This window comes from Burkholderia sp. WSM2232, assembly GCF_000472545.1.
GTDB lineage: Bacteria > Pseudomonadota > Gammaproteobacteria > Burkholderiales > Burkholderiaceae > Paraburkholderia.
In genome coordinates this window covers 23,340-41,452 of sequence record NZ_AWZV01000013.1, presented here as the reverse complement: position 1 = coordinate 41,452, position 18,113 = coordinate 23,340, and the positions used below count along the sequence as shown (strand labels likewise).

At 64.3% G+C, this 18,113-nt stretch carries 18 protein-coding genes; 5 read left to right on the top strand and 13 right to left on the bottom strand.

Annotated features, from left to right (window positions below; translation table 11 throughout):
* The gene (locus F757_RS0113555) at positions 1-1,242 is read right to left on the bottom strand and encodes an NAD(P)/FAD-dependent oxidoreductase (protein WP_027211857.1); all 1,242 of its coding nucleotides are present in this window, start codon (positions 1,240-1,242) and stop codon (positions 1-3) included.
* A 110-nt stretch (positions 1,243-1,352) separates the two neighbouring features.
* A complete protein-coding gene (locus F757_RS0113550) occupies positions 1,353-2,150 on the bottom strand; it encodes an ABC transporter substrate-binding protein (RefSeq protein ID WP_027211856.1) in 798 nt (265 codons plus the stop codon).
* A 239-nt stretch (positions 2,151-2,389) separates the two neighbouring features.
* Between F757_RS0113550 and F757_RS0113545 the strand changes: the two genes are divergently transcribed.
* Together F757_RS0113545 and F757_RS0113540 are read left to right on the top strand one after the other, a co-directional pair.
* The gene (locus F757_RS0113545; protein ID WP_027211855.1) at positions 2,390-3,352 is read left to right on the top strand and encodes an ornithine cyclodeaminase family protein; all 963 of its coding nucleotides are present in this window, start codon (positions 2,390-2,392) and stop codon (positions 3,350-3,352) included.
* Between the two features lie 180 nt (positions 3,353-3,532).
* Positions 3,533-4,177, top strand: coding sequence for a helix-turn-helix transcriptional regulator (locus F757_RS0113540; protein ID WP_027211854.1), 645 nt, complete (start codon positions 3,533-3,535; stop codon positions 4,175-4,177).
* A 48-nt stretch (positions 4,178-4,225) separates the two neighbouring features.
* Here F757_RS0113540 and F757_RS33490 read toward each other — a convergent pair whose 3' ends face one another.
* From F757_RS33490 to F757_RS0113485, 11 genes are all read right to left on the bottom strand, one after another.
* A complete protein-coding gene (locus F757_RS33490; RefSeq protein WP_051376763.1) occupies positions 4,226-5,218 on the bottom strand; it encodes an MxaL protein in 993 nt (330 codons plus the stop codon).
* Between the two features lie 44 nt (positions 5,219-5,262).
* Complete coding sequence (locus F757_RS0113530; protein WP_027211853.1) at positions 5,263-5,832, bottom strand: tetratricopeptide repeat protein; 570 nt, start codon at positions 5,830-5,832, stop codon at positions 5,263-5,265.
* Positions 5,829-6,818 carry a vWA domain-containing protein gene (locus F757_RS0113525; RefSeq protein WP_027211852.1) on the bottom strand — a complete coding sequence of 330 codons (990 nt, stop codon included), beginning with the start codon at positions 6,816-6,818 and terminating at the stop codon, positions 5,829-5,831. The genes F757_RS0113530 and F757_RS0113525 overlap by 4 nt, the downstream gene beginning before the upstream one ends.
* A gap of 5 nt (positions 6,819-6,823) precedes the next feature.
* Positions 6,824-7,792, bottom strand: a complete 969-nt coding sequence (locus F757_RS0113520) for a hypothetical protein (RefSeq protein WP_051376759.1) — start codon at positions 7,790-7,792, stop codon at positions 6,824-6,826.
* Complete coding sequence (locus tag F757_RS0113515) at positions 7,789-8,676, bottom strand: DUF58 domain-containing protein (protein WP_027211850.1); 888 nt, start codon at positions 8,674-8,676, stop codon at positions 7,789-7,791. Before F757_RS0113515 ends, F757_RS0113520 begins: the two co-directional genes overlap by 4 nt.
* 3 nt (positions 8,677-8,679) lie before the next feature.
* A complete protein-coding gene (locus F757_RS0113510; RefSeq protein ID WP_027211849.1) occupies positions 8,680-9,699 on the bottom strand; it encodes an AAA family ATPase in 1,020 nt (339 codons plus the stop codon).
* Positions 9,700-9,751: 52 nt separating this feature from the next.
* Positions 9,752-10,741 (bottom strand): LysR family transcriptional regulator, encoded by a 990-nt coding sequence (locus F757_RS0113505; RefSeq protein ID WP_027211848.1) that lies wholly within the window; start codon positions 10,739-10,741, stop codon positions 9,752-9,754.
* An 11-nt stretch (positions 10,742-10,752) separates the two neighbouring features.
* Positions 10,753-11,559 carry a hypothetical protein gene (locus F757_RS0113500; RefSeq protein ID WP_442856642.1) on the bottom strand — a complete coding sequence of 269 codons (807 nt, stop codon included), beginning with the start codon at positions 11,557-11,559 and terminating at the stop codon, positions 10,753-10,755.
* A 71-nt stretch (positions 11,560-11,630) separates the two neighbouring features.
* Positions 11,631-12,542: a substrate-binding domain-containing protein gene (locus tag F757_RS0113495; RefSeq protein WP_027211846.1), complete on the bottom strand. Its 912-nt coding sequence runs from the start codon at positions 12,540-12,542 to the stop codon at positions 11,631-11,633.
* A gap of 30 nt (positions 12,543-12,572) precedes the next feature.
* Positions 12,573-12,992 carry a c-type cytochrome gene (locus F757_RS0113490; protein WP_027211845.1) on the bottom strand — a complete coding sequence of 140 codons (420 nt, stop codon included), beginning with the start codon at positions 12,990-12,992 and terminating at the stop codon, positions 12,573-12,575.
* A gap of 106 nt (positions 12,993-13,098) precedes the next feature.
* Positions 13,099-14,916: a methanol/ethanol family PQQ-dependent dehydrogenase gene (locus tag F757_RS0113485; protein WP_027211844.1), complete on the bottom strand. Its 1,818-nt coding sequence runs from the start codon at positions 14,914-14,916 to the stop codon at positions 13,099-13,101.
* 520 nt (positions 14,917-15,436) lie between these two features.
* Between F757_RS0113485 and F757_RS0113475 the strand changes: the two genes are divergently transcribed.
* The 3 genes from F757_RS0113475 (at position 15,437) to F757_RS0113460 (ending at position 18,111) form a co-directional block, all read left to right on the top strand.
* Complete coding sequence (locus tag F757_RS0113475) at positions 15,437-15,844, top strand: 4a-hydroxytetrahydrobiopterin dehydratase (protein WP_027211843.1); 408 nt, start codon at positions 15,437-15,439, stop codon at positions 15,842-15,844.
* Between the two features lie 161 nt (positions 15,845-16,005).
* Complete coding sequence (locus F757_RS0113465) at positions 16,006-17,046, top strand: beta-ribofuranosylaminobenzene 5'-phosphate synthase family protein (RefSeq protein WP_027211842.1); 1,041 nt, start codon at positions 16,006-16,008, stop codon at positions 17,044-17,046.
* Between the two features lie 111 nt (positions 17,047-17,157).
* Positions 17,158-18,111, top strand: a complete 954-nt coding sequence (locus tag F757_RS0113460) for an NAD(P)-dependent methylenetetrahydromethanopterin dehydrogenase (RefSeq protein ID WP_027211841.1) — start codon at positions 17,158-17,160, stop codon at positions 18,109-18,111.
* Positions 18,112-18,113: the final 2 nt, after the last annotated feature.

Genomic DNA, 18,113 nt, shown 5'->3' with positions numbered 1-18,113 from the left:
TTACCTGAACCGCTCGACGCGAAACGGGTGTGGATCGACGAAAGGCTGTGCGCCCGTCATCATGTCGGCAAGCAGCCGCCCTGTCACGGGGCCGAGCGTCAATCCATGATGGTTGTGGCCGAACGAGAACCACAGCCCTTTGTGTCGCGGCGCCGGTCCGATGACAGGCCGCATGTCCGGTGTGCAGGGGCGCAAGCCGAGCCAGGGTGTCGCGTCCAGCCGCTCGCCGAGACCAAACACTGGCCTGGCGAGGCGCTCGGCGCGCTCGAGCTGGATGCCGGTAGGCCTCGCATCACGCCGCGCGATCTCCACGCCTGTGGTAAGCCGCAAGCGCCCTTGCATGGGCGCCACTACGTAGCCTTGTTCGGAGTCTACGTAGGGCATGGAGAGCATCGGCTTCGTCGGCTGGTAATGCATGTGATAGCCGCGTTTTGCGCGCAGCGGAATGCGATAGCCGAGCGGCTCGAACACGTTGTCGGACCACGGTCCGAGCGCGAGCACAACGTCCCTGGCACTAATACGGCCGCAAGATGTGTGCACGGTCCATGCGCCGGCCTGTGCCTGCAGGGTTGTTGCGTCGCCGGTCAGCAGCGTGCCGCCGTCCTGTTTGAAAAGACGCGCGTACCCCTTCGTCAAAGCGCCCGGATTCACGATGCTTGTCGGGTCCTGCCAATGCAGCGCGCCGCAAAATCCCTCGGCCAGACCGGGCTCGTGCGTAGCCAACGCGCCCGCATCGAGCGGGACCACGCGCAATCCGTGAGCGCGCGCGGCAGCTTCGGCAGCGGCCGCATTGCGTGCGAACTCCGCAGGTGTGCGAAACGCTTCCGTCCAGCCCTTACTGACGGCAAGCTCTGAAAGACCCGCGCGGGCGATCAGCAGATCGTGCTCGGCCACGCTTTGACGGATCAACGGCAGCATGTCGCGCGCCGCGCTCATGAGCCGCTCGGGCGACGACTCCCACCAGAAGCGCGCGAGCCACCCCGCGAAAGACGGCAACGCGCGATAGTCCCAGTAGAGATCTGTCGACTGGTTGCGCGCATAGCGAAGCAGCGTGCCGATACTGCGTGGAAACGCGTAAGGCACGACCGATGAGGACTCGATCAACCCTGCATTGCCGAAACTGGTTTCCTCCCCAGGCGCGCGCCGGTCGACGAGCGCGACGCGCTGCCCCCGCTCCTGCAAATGCAGCGCAGCGGACACGCCCACTATCCCAGCGCCCAGCACGATCACATCGAAATCCATAAGCTCGCTCTGTTTGTCCCGCAAAAACCGTACTCACCCAATGAACGGCACAGGGCGTGTGCAGCCGGCGCAGGATCTGCGGCGCCAGCCGCGCAATGCGTCGCTCCGCATTACTTCGCGATGATGTCGCGATTGAAGTACTTCTGCGACAGCGCGCTCAGCGTGCCGTCCTTCTTGAGAGCCTCGAGCGCGGCGTCGACTTTCTTCGCGAGTGCCTTGTCGCCCTTGCGCAAGCCGAAGCCGGTTCCTTCGCCAAGCGTGGCCGGATCGCTGAGCGGCTGGCCGGCAATCGCATAATCGCGGCCGGCCGGCTTCTTGAGGAAACCGTCTTCAACTGTTTGCGCTTCCTGGACCGCGGCGTCGAGCCGTCCCGCCACAAGGTCGGTGTACACCTGATCCTGATCGGCGTAAGACACCACCGAAACACCGGCATTCGCCCAATGGGCCTTCAGAAAATCTTCCTGCGACGAACCCTGCAGGACGCCCACGCGCTTGCCCTGCAGGCTCTTCGCGTCTGGCATGAGGCCCGACCCGCGCTTCGCGACCATCACGATCGGCACGACGTAGATGGGACGCGTGAAGTCGATTGTCTGCTTTCGCCTCGCGGTGATGTTCATCGCCGAATTGATCACGTCGAATTTGCGCGCCTGCAACGCGGGAATCAGACCGTCGAAGGCGTTTTCGACCCACTCGCATTTCACGCTCATCTTCGCGCACACGGCATTGCCGACGTCCACGTCGAAGCCCTGCAGCTGGCCCGTAGCAGTTTTGCTCTCGAAAGGCGGGTAGGCGGCTTCGATGCCGAAGCGCAACGTGTTTTGAGTTTGCGCGCTGACGGTGCCGGCCGGACCGACGCAACCGACCACAGCAGCGGCGATGAAAAACGAAAGTTGGAGCTTACGAAGCATGATGGTTCCCTGTCTGTTTGGGATCGCGAATCAGCGGCACGAACGAGCGTCGCCTGTCTGCCTGGAGAGAACACCGGAACGGTTTTGTGCAATGCGCATCCGGCTACCCTCTGGAACAACAGTCTATTCTGGACTTCAACAAAAGAAAACGAATTTCAAAAATAAAAGTCCAATCTGGACTTTTTGACTTTAGAATGACCGTGACGCCGGATCAGGCGAACATTGCGGAGAGCAGGTACATGAGTAACGCAGATAAGACAATTCCTCTGATCGTTAATGAGGAAACGGTTCGCAACGCGCTTCCCCATCTGAACGTTCGCGCAGCGTTGACGCAGATGTTTCGCTCGCTTGCGAAAGACACCGCGGTGCAGCCGCCGCAAACGCTCACGCTCTTGCCAGGCGGCGCAGGCGACTTCATTACCTATCTCGGCGCCATGGCGCATGCGCAGGTGTTCGGCGCCAAGCTCTCGCCCTATATCGTGACCGGGTCCAGGCCCATCATCACGGCGTGGACCGCATTGATGTCCATGCAAACCGGCCAGCCGCTCATGTGGTGTGATGCGGGACTGCTCACCATCGAGCGCACTGCTGGTACGACGGCGCTCGCCGTTGAACAATTGGCGCCACCCAATTCGCGCACATTGGCAGTGATCGGCAGCGGCGCCGTGGCGCAGGCTCACATTCGCCACCTTGCAGCGCTCAAGCAGTGGACTACCATTCGCGTCTTCTCGCGAAATTTGCAGGCTGATGAAGCAAAACACAGGCAACTGACAGCGCTCGACGAGCGCGTGCGCACATGCGCGCGCATCGAAGACTGTGTGCAGGATGCCGACGTAATCGCGCTATGCACGTCATCCGGCACGCCTGTGCTCGCAGACGGCATGCTCAACAAGCCCGCGCTCATCACATCGATCAGCACCAACGCGACCAACGCCCGCGAGATCCCGCCCGCGTGGATTCCCGATATGGACGTGTACTGCGACTACCGGCAAACCACACCTGCCAGCTCGGGCGAGATGAAGCTCGCAGCAGAGCAGCACGGCTGGCATCCGCGCAACGTGGCGGGCGATCTGCCCGAACTGCTGTCGCGCACAGCGGCGCGGCCAGCTTATGAAAAGCATGCGTTTTTCCGCTCTATCGGGCTGGGGCTGGAAGACGTCGCAATCGCGTTCGAACTGTTCAGGCATCTGACCACGCAATAGCGGCCCGGCGGCAATGCGGCGATAGCCGATGCACGCGTTGCTCATGGCAAAATGCCGTATGAGGTGCTGCAGATACAGTGCGTGCGCTGGTCCCGAGGAAACACGACCCAACACGACGCAACCGGCGCACCGCGACCGGCCGCGCGGCAAACCTTGCGAAACTGGAACCCATCTGTCCTTATGCGAAAGACCAAGACAACGGCCGCGCGCCGCCTGCTTCTGGACCGGTATAGTCGTGTCGCCGACGGTATCGCGCTGCTTTTTTTCCCCTACGTCGAGATCGTCATTCACGACCTGAAGAGCCAGACCGTCGCGTACATCGCGAACAATCTGTCCAAGCGCGAGATCGGCGACGAGTCAGCGCTCGAGGAAATCGATCACACTGTCGGGTCCGGCACGGTCGGTCCGTATGAAAAGGTCAACTGGGACGGCAGGCGTATGCGCTGTGTGAGCACCGTTCTATTTGACGACGCAGGCGACCCAGTCGGTGTGATGTGCGTCAACTACAACATCGCCGTGTTCGAGGACATCAAGCACGTGATCGACCGCGTGATTTCAGGCGCCGGTGTGGTGAAGCAGCCTGAGGAGCTGTTTAAGGACGACTGGCAGGAACGCATCAACACGTTTCTTCACGGGTGGCTTCAGGAGCGCCAACTCGCGCTGAACTCGCTGACGCGCGACCATCGCCGGGAACTGGTGGAAGCGCTATGGGCCGAGGGCGCGTTCAAGGGCAAGAGTGCCGCGAATTACGTTGCGAACGTGCTCGGAATGGGCCGCGCCACGGTCTACCAGCATATCCGCGACCTGCGCGGCGCAGCTGCATGAATAGCTTTTTTGCAGCAGCTCATTGTCATGCCGAGCGGCCGCCAACCCTCATTCGGCGAGCTCGCCGTGGGGCGCGACAGCGCGCCGCGCTATCCCCGCACGCGGTGATTGTCCGGCACGCGCGACTCGCCCCGCATCGTCCAGGCGCGCCGCAGACTTCGCGCGCAAGCGCATCCACACTGAAGAAACCGTCTGCGGCATGAAGCGCCACACGAGCAGCAGCAACGCCAGCACCGCCGGGCACCAGCGCAGGTCGGTCGGCACGGTTTCGCGCCGGCTGAGCCGCTCATCCAACAGCGCGTCGCGCAGGGACTCGGCGTCGATCATGCGGCGATAGTTCAAGCCGATCTGCGCCGCTACAGTCCCCAGATAATGTCCCTGCAATGCGGACAGTTCCTCATGACTAGCCGCATGCGTTGCGGACGCATGCATTTGCGGAACCTGCACGACCTCGTCCGGCTGCCAGTAACCGGTGCGGTTGCCGTGCGCGTCGCTGCGCGGAATCGGCGCGGGCTGGTCGCCGCCCACGCCGATCAGCCAGCCTTTCACGCGAGCGAGGTTGATGTCCTGCTTGAGTGCATCGGAAGGCAGAAGCGGCGGCGCCTCCTGTCCGTCGGTCACGAACACCACGGCGGTGCTGCCGCCTAGCGCCTGCGCCACGCGAACCGCCGAATAAACACCGCCCTCGGCGATACGACTGTAGTTGGTCCAGCGCATATGCCCGTCGATCCGGTCGAGCGACGCGAGCAGCGCGTCGTAGTTCGCGCAGACTTCGACGGGCGGCAGCAGCAGGAAACTGCGCTGTCCGGTAAACGCGCTCCAGCCGATCTTCGACCCGCACGGCAACCGCGCGAGCGCCTCACGCATTGCCGCGCGAGCAAACGAGAGCCGGCTCACGGGCGCGCCGTTGCGCACTACATCCTCCACGTTCATGCTCTGCGTAATATCGAACGTGACGACGTAGCTGGTGATATTGCGCGGCAGAGGCACGGGCGGCAAGACGAGCGCGAGAATCAGCAGCACGAGCGCCGCGACCGTCATCCAGTGACGCCCCGCGAAAAAGCCCCGCATACGTGTACGGAGGCTCACGGCAAATCCTTGCTTTCCGGATCGCGAACCTTCACGTCGTGCTGCTCCTTGATGTCGGGCGCATTGGAAGCCGAACGCGTCTCGGGCACCAGCCACAACGCACGTTCGAGGTTATAGCGCGCATCCCAATCGTCCGGTGCGATACGCAGCAGGCTGCGGTAGCGTGCCTTCGCCTCCTCGACCATCGCGAGCGATTCGACTGCGCCCGCCGTGCCGTGCCCGATGCCCTGGCGCAGGTACAGATTGCCCATATCGAACAGCGCCGCACGCGCGGTGTCGCCTTCAGGTTGCTCGCGAATCAGCGACTCGAACAACGGGCCCGCCGTATCGTAAGCACCCTGTCTGGACAACGCGATGGCGCGTGCGAGTCTAACCTGCGGCGCATCGTCCATGCGGCCAGTCACGTGCGGTGGCTCTTTCGCCGCGGCTTTGCCGGTGGCCGCAAGGGCGGCAACCGTCAGATTCACCTGCTCCGCTTGCCGCAGGCGCACCCAGTCGTATGCGGCTACGGCCGCACAGCATAGCGCGACCGTTCCGAAGATCATATGCACCGACGCGCGCTTCATGACCACACTCGAACCTGAAAGAGCCGCAAGCCGATGAGCGCCACGCAACCCGCAAGCGCGGCGGCGAAGCAATATGCGCTCAGATCCTCGCGCGGCAAATGCTCGACGAAGGTAGTCTGCACATTCTGCTGACGGTTGATCTCGGCCATCGCGTCCCTCATTGCTTTTGCGTTGCCTGTCTGGAACAGACGATAAGGTGTCTTAAGCGAAAGAAAATAGCGGTGCAATTCCGCTTCCGCCGACGAGTCGTTCGCGGGTAGAGCGGCATTCAGATCCGGGCTGTAAACGCTGCTGCGAAGATAGATGAAGTACAGTGCGATCTGATTGCGCAGCAGGCCCTCTTCTATCAGTTGCCGCACGCGCGCGCTGAGTTTCGCGCCGCCGTCGGACACCAGCACGATTGCGCGTCGGCTCGACGAGTGCGGCCCGTTGAACTCGCCGATCGCCGTCAGCAGCCCCAGATCGAGCTGCGTGTCGGGCATGCCGCGACCCACGGCCGTACCGGCAATGGCCGCGTCGATCGCGCGATGGTCATAGGTAAACGGCATAGCCAGTAACGGGCTCGTGCCGAACATCATGAACGCGAGCCGGTCGTTCGGCCGCTGCGCGACGAACTCCGTTAATGAAGCGCGCGCCACCTTGTTCTTCGATTCCCCCGCGCTCACCTCCACGCCCTTGCTCTCGATCGGCTCGTCCATGCTCGCACTGCGGTCCATCAGAAGGATGATCTGGGCGCCGCTGCCCGTGCGCAGCACCTCGCGCGGAGAACGCCCGGGGCCTGCCAGGCCGCTCACGATCGCAAGCATCGCCAGCACCGCACTGCCCTTGGCGAGCGCGCCGACCCAGCGTCCGGCGCGATCGTCCGGCAGCCATGCGATCCACGAAAACGCCAGCGTGTCCGCGCGGCGCGGCAGCAGCGGCAGCAAGGCGAGCGGCAACAGTGCGAGCAGCCAGGGGCGAGCGAAATCGAGCGCCATAGTGTTCATTGCGCTTACCGCTGATGACGCTGTTCGGCGCGATACAGCGCCTCGCACAGGCTGCGCAGCGGATAGGCGTCGGCGCCCGAAGCGGGCACAAAAAAGCGCTCCGCCGATTGCCGATAGAACTGCTCCAGTTGCGCGCGCAACGGTTGCAGATACGGCGCCTGAACGAAGAGGCCCGGCAGCGAACCGGCGTGCACCACGTGTCCCGCCGTTTCGTTCAGCGCGCGATGCAGGCAGAGCCAGCCATCCGCGGAAGCCTGCGCGCCAGGCCCGGTGGAAGGCTGCAGGCGCCGCATCTGGCGCCATGCACGCGCAAATGGCAGGCGAGCCGACTCGCGCGCATTGCGCCACCACCACCAGCCGGCCCAGCACAATAGCGTGAGCAACGACAACCCGCCGGCAATGCTCGCCTGCCGACGCAACGGCGCAGTCGGCACGGGCGCAGCGAGCCGGTCCGGCCGCAGCGCTTGCAGGTCGCCGGCATTGAACGGATTGGCGGGAGTGGCGGGACCGATGCTAAGCGGCCACTCGGCGATTCGCAGCGCAGCACCCGATGACGAGGCAAGCGCCAACGCCGGCAACGCGATTTGCGCGAGCGCAGCCGGCACGTTGACGACCTGATAATCGATCGCCATCCAGCGGCGGCCGTCGCTGTCGGTTTCCGTGCGAACACGTCGGCGCTCGAGCCACACATCGGTGCGCCCGAGAGAAGGCGGCGCCACGGAACCGACATCATGGCTCTCGTCTCGCAGCAATATGCGTTGTGTGAGGACATCGCCGAGCAGATAGCCGAAGGCGCGCGGTTGCTGAACCGTCGGTTGAAAAGTTGCGCCGCTGGCTGTGTCGCCGGTTGCCGCGAGGTTGGTCGACGGCAACAGCGCGGGCAGCAGCACGACAGCGACCATCATCGCGGCCCGCAAGTCACGCAACGAACCGCGCAACGAACCGCACCGCAAGCCTCGCTCTTGCGCACTCATGCTACCGCCTCCAGAAAGTAACGCGACATGGCCTCCGGATCGAAAGCGCTTTCTATAAAGAACGGCTGTATTGCGCGCTTGCCGAAGGTCGCCAGGAGTTCGGCGCGGCGTTTTGCAACGCCCTCGCGCCAACGCTCGCGCACACTGGGGCTTAACCACAGCGAGCGCACTTTGCCGGACTCTGCGTCGCTGACCGCGAGCAGCGGCCCGCCCGCAGGCGGTGCAATCTCGGCGGCGTCCCACACGACAATGGGCACCACGTACGCATGCACCAGCAGATCGAGCACAGCGGGCAGTGCAGTCAGCGGCCAATGAAAATCGGAGACCAGAAACACCAGCGCCTGCCGGCCCGCCATATTGGACGCGACGCGCCGCAGCGCTTCGCCGGAGCCGACGCCGACTCCGCCACTCGACACTGCACCCACGCTGGAGCGCGCAGTCTCGCGCAGCATCGTCGCCAGAAGATTGCCGATGCCCCGGCCGGAGCGCGGCGGCATGAAAAGATCGTCGCGTGCGCCCTGGTCGAATGCGAGCATGCCGAGCGGGTCGCCGACGCGAAACGCGCTGTGTCCCAGTGCTTCGACAAAATCCGCGGCCACCTCCAGTTTGGTTTGACGCGTTCCGAAGCGCATCGACGCGGACACGTCGACAAGCGCCTGCACCGGCACCGCGGCGCGCTGCAAATGCACCCGCACGAGCCATTCCGAACGCGCCGCGCGCACACTCGCCCGCAGATCGAGGCGACGCGGATCGGGATAGTCGAACAGACGGCCGTGCATCGCGAACTCCTGGCCCGAACCGAAACTCGCGCCGCGATGCGAGCCTGGCCTGACGCCCCCCGAACGCATCGGCAAACGGTAATGAAACTCCGCGACGGCGTTCATGGCTCAAGGCACGGCCAGTTTGCCGACGATTTGCGCGATCAGCGCCTCAGCTAGTTCCTGGCGGCGCAATTCGTAGATCGGCGTGAAGAACACGCGGTGACCGAGCGCGGGCAACAGTACCGCGTGAATGTCTTCCGGAATCAGATGGGTGCGGCCCGCGAGCCAGGCGACCACGCGCGCCGCACGCAAGAGCGCGCTCATGCCGCGCGGACTCGCGCCAGCGAGAATGAGCCGCTCCATCTCCACGCCCTCGAGTGCGATGCCGAAACGCTGCGGCGTTTCGGTGGCTTGCCAGATGTCGAGCACATAGCGTTCTATCGTTTCGCTCGCCTGTACGCTGTGCTGGATCGCAGCGCCGATCTGGTTCAACTGCTCCCACGGCACGATGCCAGGAGACAGACGCGAGAGCAACCGGTCCACGTCGTGATAGTCGGCATCGAACACGAGCGCGCGGCGCACATCGGTGTCGTCGGGTGTCGGCATGCCCAGTTCGAACAGAAAGCGATCGCGCGCCGCCGACGCGAGCTCGAAGGTCTCTTCCTTCTCCACCTTGTTGCGATCGGCAAACACCGTCATATGTGGAAAGCGGTATTCGCGGTCGAACGCCCATACCGAGCGCTCGGCCATCGCGCGCAGCAGCAGCGACTGAACCTGCGGACGCGCACGGTTGATCTCGTTGAAGAAGAACGTGGTGAGCCGCTCGCCGTGGCGCAAAAGCGGCCCCGGATCGATGCGCGGCCGGCCTTCTGCATCGACATACGTGTGATAGACGAGGTCGCCGGGCATCAGGTCGATGGTGCCTTCCACCCGCTCGAACTCGCCGCCCACGACACGCGCAAAAGCGCGCAACACGGTCGTCTTGCCGACGCCCACACCGCCCTCGAGCAGCACATGGCCGCGTGCAAACAGTGCCACGGTAATGAGCCGGATCACCTGCTGCTGTCCGATTACCGCGCTCGCAACCTGTTCCTCGATTTGCAGCGCGTGCAGACGCCAGTCCTGAAGCTGTTCGCTGGAACCCATCGGTGCAATCTCCTATGGCGGGCACACACTGCGCCGTCGGCAAAAAAACGCTTTACGCGGATGCATCGTCGACCGCCTTCAGCAGGACCTTCGCAGACTTGCCGGGCAACGGCACGAACGGCGCATACTCGCGCTCCAGATAAGCAGCGGCCTCTTCGAGCAGAAATTGCCGGAAGATCATGCAGGTCGGCGAAAGCTGCTTGGCGCGCAAATGCACGATCTGCCACGTGCGCTCGATGGGCGTGCCGTTCACATCGAGCAGGGCGAGTTCCTTCGTACGCAATTCCAGCAGCAACGTATGCAGCGAAATGAGGCTCACGCCCATACCCGCTATCACCGCCTGCTTGATCGTTTCGTTGCTGCCTAGCGTGACGACTTTCGCAGGCGTGAAAAGATGCTGCCTGAACATATCCTCGGCGGCCATGCGCGTGCCGGAGCCTGGTTCGCGCAGCAAAAACGTGTCGCCGCGCAATTCCTGCAAGTCGAAACGCCGCGCCCCGGCAAGCGGATGATCCACCGGCGCGATCACCACTTGCGGATGCCATGCAAGCGGCTCGCTCGTCGTGTCGAGCTCGGGCGGCGGGCGTCCCATGATTGCCAGGTCGATTGCGTTGTCCTGCAGGAGGCGCAGCAGTGCGTCCCGGTTGCCGACCGAGAAGTGCACGTCTACCTTTGGGTAGATATGTGAATACATGGCGAGCAGCTTGGGCGCGAAATACGTCGCTGAACTAACGATGCCCACCGCGAGCGAGCCGCTGTCGGCCTGCTTGAGCGACGTCATCGCGTCTTCGGCGTCCTTGATTTCGCCGAGAATGCGACTCGCGTGATGGCTGAACCGCTCGCCGGCCTCGGTCAATGCCAGCTTGCGCGAGATGCGCTCGAAAAGACGCAGGCCGACGGCCTCTTCGAGTTGATGAATCTGCATCGACACAGCCGGCTGCGTCAGATGCAACTCCTCGGCGGCGCGCGCGAAGCTCGTATAGCGGCTCGCCACGACGAAAATCTGCAACTGACGCAGCGTGAGCGAGCGGACGAAATTCACGGCCGCGCCCGCTACCGGCTCGCGCGCGGCGCGTTCGATGGCTTGACGGACTCGTTGGGCGAATGCGGCGCGCCGGGCGCATTCCCCGCGGGCGGCAGCTTGCGCAACACGGCTTGAAAGCTGAGCGTGCGGCTTTGCAGCGGATGCGCGAAATCGTTGTTCGCGCCCGGCACGTCCGTGCGAATCAGCGCCACCTGGCCCGGTACCGTACTCGAAATCACGAACGTATAACGCTTGCCTGTGTACTGCGCAAAACGCGCGGCATTGGGGTCGTCGAGAAACGGCTGCACGACGATCTGCTGCGCCTTTACCGGCTTGCCGTCTATCTGGCTCGTCACCGTTTCGATCTTCGGCCCGGCCGCGAGCGCGAGCCGCACGCGCTGCTGGAAATAGCGGCGCTTGCCGCCCGTCAGCTGCTCCATCTCGGCAATGTCGCGCTCGAGAAAATAGATGATGACGGGATTGCACTGCAAACCGCCGTTCGGCAACGGCACTGCGCCGGTGTGGTCCGACACCTGGGCGTCGCCCTTCGCGTTGTCTGGACTCGTCACCAGCACCTTGACGGTATCGCTGCCGTGCGCGGGCGGGTCGGAACTCAGCAGTGCATAGTCGAGCTCGGTTTGCTGGGCGACGCCGTGCAGATGGTCGGTGGTGAAGATCAGCCGCTCGGCGGGCGAAATCTCGCCGGTGCCGGGCGCGGGCGCCGCCGCCTGCACGTTGGCTGCAAATCCGATAGCACCTGTCACGCCCACGGTGGCCGCTACGGCGGCAGCGCCCATCGCACCCATCGCACCGCCTATGCCCGCAGCGCCTGTCATGCATGCAAGGCTCGCTGCGCACGCCGCGAGCGTGCGCCGTCCTCCGCGGCACAAAGCGCCGCGCAACGCCGTCATGGCGAGGCGTCCGCGGGTTTGCCCGCCGGCGCGTCGACGGGCTTCAGCAGCGGCACTTCATAGCTCGTGAGAATGCTGTCGATCTTGTCGTGATTCGCGCCGATCCATTGATCGACCTTGTCCTTCCACGCTTTCTCGCCGTAGCGCACGCCCATCGAAATCGTATAGTCGAAACGGATGCCAGGGGTGGCGGGGAACGGCACAAGCTTCACCGAATCGCCGGAGCGCTTCGCAAAGTAGCCGGCAATCGGCCCCCACAGGAACACCACGTCGACATTGCCCGCCTGCAGATCGCGCTCGATCATCTGGCCAGGATACTCCTGCGGATCGCCGCTTTGCACCCGATACGACACCGCCTGATCGATCAGGTTATGACCGAGCAGCCAGTCCACGGCAGGTGTCTGCGTGAAAATCCCGAAGCGCAGCTTGTGCAACTGGTCGGGCGGCAGCTTGAGCAGATCGTCCGGCGTGTTGATGCCGGCGAACTCGGGCCGCTTCTTGAACACCATGGCATAAGTGGAGCGCAGGTACGGCTGCGTGGTCGAGGTCAGGTCGTAGCCTTTCGGCACGCCGATAATCAGATCGCACTTATAAGCGCCGGTCTCCGGCACCTTCTCGCGCAACGTGTGGCGCACGAAGCCCATGCGCTGCGGAAAGTAGGTGTATTCGAGCTTGTAGCCGAAGTCGCTTGCCATCTGGCTCGCGATGCGGTTCTCGTAACCCTCGCCCTTGTTGTTCGACAGCGGCATGTTGTTCGGGTCGGCGCAAACGCGCAGCACGCCGTCGGCGCCGTCGTTGTTGGGCAGCGCCTCGCCCTGGGCGCGCACCGCGCCGCTTGCGAGCGCCGCGTAACACAGCGCGGCCGCGACGAGCGCGGCATGCGCGTGCATTGATTTGCGATGACGCATCGAGCACCTCCTGAAGTAGAGCCGCCGCCGTTATTTCGCGTCGATGGCCTGCAGATCGCCGGGCTTGATCTGCCCGTCCGAACGCCCTTTCAGATAGGCGTAAAGGTTCTCCCAGTTCTTCTGCATCATCTGGCTGGAACTGAAGTCGGGCATGCCCTTGTCGACGCGCCCACCGAATACCGTGCGATGGAACTCGTTCTTGTCGAGCGTCTTCAACGCCTCGACGAGCGACGGCCCCACCATGCCCTGCTGCTGCGCGCCGTGGCAGCGCTCACAGGCCAGCGCGCGCCAGGTCTTCCATCCTTGCAACGTGTTGCTGTCCACCTTGCTGCCGTCGACCACCTTGTACGCCACCTGGGCAATCGCGGGATTGGTCTGGGCGTACGTGACAGGCAGCACGACGAAAAGGACGGGCAGTGCCGCCCGCAACAAGATTGTTCGGCCTTTCATATGCAAATGTCTCCTCAAGGTAGAACCGCGCCTCGCTGCGTTTCGTCGACGCATGGCGAGGACGCGGCCCCGATGACTTCAACAAACTACTGCTGGCTACTGGCTGTTAGCTGTTGCCGCCCGGAATGGCGAACACGAACAGCGTGCCGCCGAGCGCCGTGTACTTCGCGAGCTCGCGATAACCGCCCACCGCGCCCAGACCTTCCGTCGACTTCTCGAGTCCTGCCGCCATGCCGATGCCGGCCCAGCCGCCGATGCCCGAGTACACGCCCACGTACTGCTTACCCTGATACTGGTACGTGAACACGTTGCCGATGATCCCCGACGGCGTCTTGAAGCGCCACAGTTCCTTGCCGTCCTTGATGCGGACTGCCTTCAGGTAGCCTTCGAGCGTGCCGTAGAACGCGATGCCCCCTGCCGTGGCGAGCGCGCCCGACCACACCGAGAACTTCTCCGGCTTGGACCAGACGATCTTGCCTTTGGCCGCATCCCACGCGATGAAATTGCCCATCGCCTTGTTCTCGTTCGGACCGGGATACATCGACAGCGTGGCGCCCACATACGGCTGACCCGACACGTAGTCGACATCGAACGGCTCGTAATCCATGCAGACGTGGTTGGTCGGCACGAGGAAGAGGCTCGAGTTCGGGTCGAACGCCGCCGGCTGCTGATCCTTCGAGCCGAGCGCCGCTGGGCAGATGCCCTTCACGTTGTGATCCGAGCCCGCTGCCTGGGTCGAATATGCCGCGTTGCGAATCGGCTTGCCGCTCTTCAGGTCGACGCTGTCGGCCCAGTTCACGGCCGGATCGTACTTCTGCGCCACCAGCAATTGGCCGCTCTCGCGGTTCAACGTGTAGCCGAAGCCGTTGCGGTCGAAGTGAACGATGGCGGGTACTTTCTTGCCGTCGATCGTCAGGTCGGACAGGATCATTTCATTGACGCCGTCGTAGTCCCACTCGTCATGCGGCGTCATCTGATAGACCCACTTCGCCATGCCGGTATTCAGATCGCGCGCAAAAATGGACATCGACCACTTGTTGTCGCCCGGACGTTGCGTCGGGTTCCACGTGCCCGGATTGCCCGTGCCGTAGTAGACAAGGTTGAGCTTCGGGTCCCACGCATACCAGCCCCACGTGGTGCCGCCGCCCAGCTTCCACTGATCGCCCTTCCACGACTTCAGCGACGAGTCCGCGCCCACCGGCACCATCTTGCCGTCGGCGTAGGTCGTCGTCTTGTCTGGGTCCATCAGCATGTCCTTGTCCGGACCGGTGCTGTATGCCGTCCAGGCCGGCTTGCCGGTCTTGATGTCGTAGGCGATCAGCCGTCCGCGCACGCCGAACTCGCCGCCCGAGATGCCCGTGAGCACCTTGTCGCCGAATACGTGCGGCGCATTCGTGTTGGTTTCGCCGGCCTTCGGATTGCCGTTCTGCGCGGTCCAGACCACGTCGCCCGATTTTGCGTCCAACGCGACGAGCTTGGTGTCGGCCTGCTGCAGGAAGATCTTGCCGTCGCCATAGGCAAGCCCGCGATTGACCGTGTCGCAGCACATCACGGAGACAACCGAATCGTCCTGTTTCGGCTGGTACTGCCAGATGAAAGTCTGATCCTTGAGGTTGATCGCTATCACCTTGTTAGGGAACGGCGAGTGGATATACATGGTGTCGCCGATCACGAGCGGCGAGCCTTCATGGCCGCGCAGCACGCCGGTCGACATGGTCCATGCGACCTGAAGTTTGCCGACGTTGCTTTCGTTGATCTGCTTGAGTGGACTGTAGCGGTGATTCGCATAGTCGCCCGCCTGCGTCGCCCAGTTCGACGGACTTTTCATGACACCGTCGAGCTGCGAATCGGCCTGTGCAACGATAGAGCTCAAGGTTGCCGACGCGAGGATCGCGAGCCCAAGAACCGTGGTGCGTAAGTTCATGTCTCCTCCAGAATGGTCTTGCTGTTCAACTCACGAATGACCCACGCTACCTCGTCGCACCGGGCGCGCCTCCACGGAGCAGGGTAACGATCAGCGCCATTCCCAATCGTTGTCGGGTTTTGCGGCGCATGACGGCCAACGCATATTCCATGCCGGTGCGACAGCGTCGCTGCCCGCGAGCGCCGCCACGACGCGCTGCGCATAACGGCACGCGGTCGCCGCGCACCACGCCGCGCGCCGCGCGCCGGGCACCGCCGGCATCGAAGCGCGGCACGCGCGTCGCACGGTGATGACGCGCACGACGAGACAACGGTGTCACGCCGTGACACCACGCTCTCGCGGCATGTGGAACATACTGTGTCATGGTCCGGTACGAAGCGTGTCCGTCCCGAGGCACGCCGCGAACCGGCCGCCGCGCCGCGCGACCGAGGCTCGCGCGCCAGTCGCATGCCGCATGTCGCGTGAATTGCAGCGCAACATGAGGTTCCCCGATCGACCCAACGTCCGCTAAGGAGCGTCCATGGCAAGCACAGAAAAGGTCTATTCCGACGACGAGATCCAGCAGCGCCTCGTCGGCCCGCTACAGCACTGGTATTTCGAAGACGGCTGGCTGCGGCGCAAGTACCGCACCGAAGGCTGGAAAGGAACCTTGATGGTGGTGAACGCAGTGGGCCACCTCGCGGAGGCCGCGTGGCATCACCCCGATCTGACGGTGTCCTATGCATTCGTGATCGTCAAGCTCAAGACGCATTCGGCAAAGGGCATCACCGACAAGGACTTTGCGCTCGCGAGCAAGATTGAGTCGTTCATCCAGTGGCAACCGGCCACCGAGGGCGGTCCGCTGGAAGGCACGCCGGGCGACGACCAGCGCTTTCGCTACATCAAATACGACGCGGCGAAGCCTTCGCAGGCAGCAGAGCAAGGTTAACCCGGTGCATCGCGCGGCGGTGCTGGTACGGCTTTCGCTTGACGTCGTGCGCCGCCCGCCGCGAGATCCGACATGTCGTCGCCAATGTCCGTTGCGATGCGGCGCTTGCGGCTCACGCCCGTTGAGCCCCATCGAGTCACGCACGAACAAGGACACTCGCGATGCAGCTTCACGTTCGCCGCCTTCCGCCTGACGCCACCGTAACGGTCGACGCCCCCGCGCGGCTGCATCTGGGCTTTCTCGATCCGAACGCGTCGCTCGGGCGCGCGTTCGGCAGCGTCGGACTCGTGATCGACGGCAGCGGTACTCGCATCGAAGCGCGGCTCGCGGAGCGCGACTCCATAAGCGACTCGATAAGCGGCGCAATAACGGAGGCGGAACGCGAGCGCATCGCGCTCTGTCTCGAGCGCCTGCATGCTGCCTACGACCCTGCTCCCGTCGCAATCGAAGTCACGCATACGCCGCGCGCGCACAGCGGGCTCGGCTCGGGCACGCAACTGTCGCTCGCAGTGGGCATGGCGTTCGTGCGGCTGCTCGGTCATGTCGCGACCACGGCCGAACTCGCGTGCCTGCTCGGCCGCGGCGCACGCTCGGGAATCGGCGTGCTCGGCTTCGATTCGGGCGGCCTGCTGGTGGACGGCGGGCCTGCAGGCGATCTGCGTCAAGGCGTGCCGCCGCTGCTCGCGCGCCAGCCGTTTCCTGAGAACTGGCGCGTGCTGCTGGTGAGCGACACGGCCCGCGAAGGCCTGCACGGTGCACAGGAGCGGCGCGGCCTTGCGGCGCTCGCGCCGTTTCCGCAGCGGCTCGCCGCGCATCTGTGCCACCTCGTGCTGATGAAAATCCTGCCTGGTGCCGCCGAGCGCAACATCGTGCCGTTCGCGCAGGGCTTGACGGAGATGCAGCAGACCATCGGCGAATATTTCGCGCCCGTGCAAGGCGGCGTGTTCACGAGCCCCGGCGTCGAACGGGCGCTGCGTGCCGTGGCCGCGCAACGAACAGCGGGCATCGGCCAGAGTTCGTGGGGGCCGACCGGCTTTGCGATTCTCGGCAGCGCACGCGACGCCGAAGGCGCGCTCGCCACGGCACGCGAAGCGACGCGCGGCCTGCCGCACATCGAATGCGCCGTCGTGAGCGGACGCAATCGCGGCGCGACCGTGCGCTCGGACGAGGCGCGGCAGCATCGACGCATCGGCGCAGCATGAAGTGTCCTTATTCCGCGGCGCAGCGCATATCAGGCCGTGCCCTGTCTCGCGTCACTTGTCTCCCGTCACTTGCGCAGTCCATGACATCGCCACCGAAACGAGCCCTCTGCCATGTCCGACACCACTGAAAAACTAGCGGAAAAACCCGCGGAAAGGCCCTACATCCTGCACATGTTCACGGCCACGCCGCAGATGAGCCCATTCGACGTCAACATGGCCGCCGACGCCGGCTACCAGATCATCGTGCCGTATTGCAACGTCGACGCCGGCATGGTGGGCAACCTCACCCAGGACGCGATCTTTTCGCGCGGACCGAAAGGCGTGGCGCGCACCGGCATTTTCATTGGCGGACGCGACGTCATGCTCGCCGCCGACATGCTCGACACGGCTCGCAAGGCGATGGTGCCGCCGTTCGAAGTCTCAGTGTTCGCCGACCCGAGCGGCGCCTACACGACCGCGGCCGCGCTCGTCGCGCTCGCCGAGCGGCATCTCGCGAAGGCGTACGGCATGGAACTGGGCGGCAAGCGCCTGCTGATTCTCGGCGGCACGGGCGCGGTTGGGCGCGTGGCGGCTGCCATGGCGGCTTCGCTCGGCGCGGACGTATCGATTGCGAGCCACACCAACGCGGCGCGCGCCGCGCGCGTGAGCGACGAGCTCAATCAGCGCTTCCAGATCGTGACCAAAGGGGTGGGCACCACGAACTCCGCCGAACTGCGCGCGGTGCTCGGCGAAGCCGAGATCGTGCTGGCGACCGCCGTCGCGGGCGTGCAGGTGGTGAGCCGCGAGGACCTCGCGCACGCGCGCCAGTTGCTGATCGCCGCCGATGTCAACGCCGTGCCGCCCGAAGGCATTGCCGGCGTCAACGTGATGAACGACGGCAAGCCGATCGACGGCGTGCCGACGGCGGCCGGTGCCATCGGCATCGGCGCGCTCGCCATCGGTAATGTCAAGTATCAGGTCGAACACCGGCTTTTCACGCGGATGCGCACCGGCGGCAAGCCCGTGTACCTGAGTTTTCCGCAGGCGTTCGACGAGGCCCGCGCCGTCGCGGCCGGCCTCGGTTGAGC

Coding starts and splice junctions, on each gene's coding strand:
- F757_RS0113475 (WP_027211843.1), top strand. CDS start 15,437: ATGGCAAGCACAGAAAAGGTCTATTCCGACGACGAGATCCAGCAGCGC.
- F757_RS0113520 (WP_051376759.1), bottom strand. CDS start 7,792: ATGAGTGCGCAAGAGCGAGGCTTGCGGTGCGGTTCGTTGCGCGGTTCG.
- F757_RS0113550 (WP_027211856.1), bottom strand. CDS start 2,150: ATGCTTCGTAAGCTCCAACTTTCGTTTTTCATCGCCGCTGCTGTGGTC.
- F757_RS0113510 (WP_027211849.1), bottom strand. CDS start 9,699: ATGGGTTCCAGCGAACAGCTTCAGGACTGGCGTCTGCACGCGCTGCAA.
- F757_RS0113490 (WP_027211845.1), bottom strand. CDS start 12,992: ATGAAAGGCCGAACAATCTTGTTGCGGGCGGCACTGCCCGTCCTTTTC.
- F757_RS0113495 (WP_027211846.1), bottom strand. CDS start 12,542: ATGCGTCATCGCAAATCAATGCACGCGCATGCCGCGCTCGTCGCGGCC.
- F757_RS0113485 (WP_027211844.1), bottom strand. CDS start 14,916: ATGAACTTACGCACCACGGTTCTTGGGCTCGCGATCCTCGCGTCGGCA.
- F757_RS0113530 (WP_027211853.1), bottom strand. CDS start 5,832: ATGAAGCGCGCGTCGGTGCATATGATCTTCGGAACGGTCGCGCTATGC.
- F757_RS0113525 (WP_027211852.1), bottom strand. CDS start 6,818: ATGAACACTATGGCGCTCGATTTCGCTCGCCCCTGGCTGCTCGCACTG.
- F757_RS0113555 (WP_027211857.1), bottom strand. CDS start 1,242: ATGGATTTCGATGTGATCGTGCTGGGCGCTGGGATAGTGGGCGTGTCC.
- F757_RS0113460 (WP_027211841.1), top strand. CDS start 17,158: ATGTCCGACACCACTGAAAAACTAGCGGAAAAACCCGCGGAAAGGCCC.
- F757_RS33490 (WP_051376763.1), bottom strand. CDS start 5,218: ATGACGGTCGCGGCGCTCGTGCTGCTGATTCTCGCGCTCGTCTTGCCG.
- F757_RS0113515 (WP_027211850.1), bottom strand. CDS start 8,676: ATGAACGCCGTCGCGGAGTTTCATTACCGTTTGCCGATGCGTTCGGGG.
- F757_RS0113465 (WP_027211842.1), top strand. CDS start 16,006: ATGCAGCTTCACGTTCGCCGCCTTCCGCCTGACGCCACCGTAACGGTC.
- F757_RS0113540 (WP_027211854.1), top strand. CDS start 3,533: ATGCGAAAGACCAAGACAACGGCCGCGCGCCGCCTGCTTCTGGACCGG.
- F757_RS0113545 (WP_027211855.1), top strand. CDS start 2,390: ATGAGTAACGCAGATAAGACAATTCCTCTGATCGTTAATGAGGAAACG.
- F757_RS0113500 (WP_442856642.1), bottom strand. CDS start 11,559: ATGACAGGCGCTGCGGGCATAGGCGGTGCGATGGGTGCGATGGGCGCT.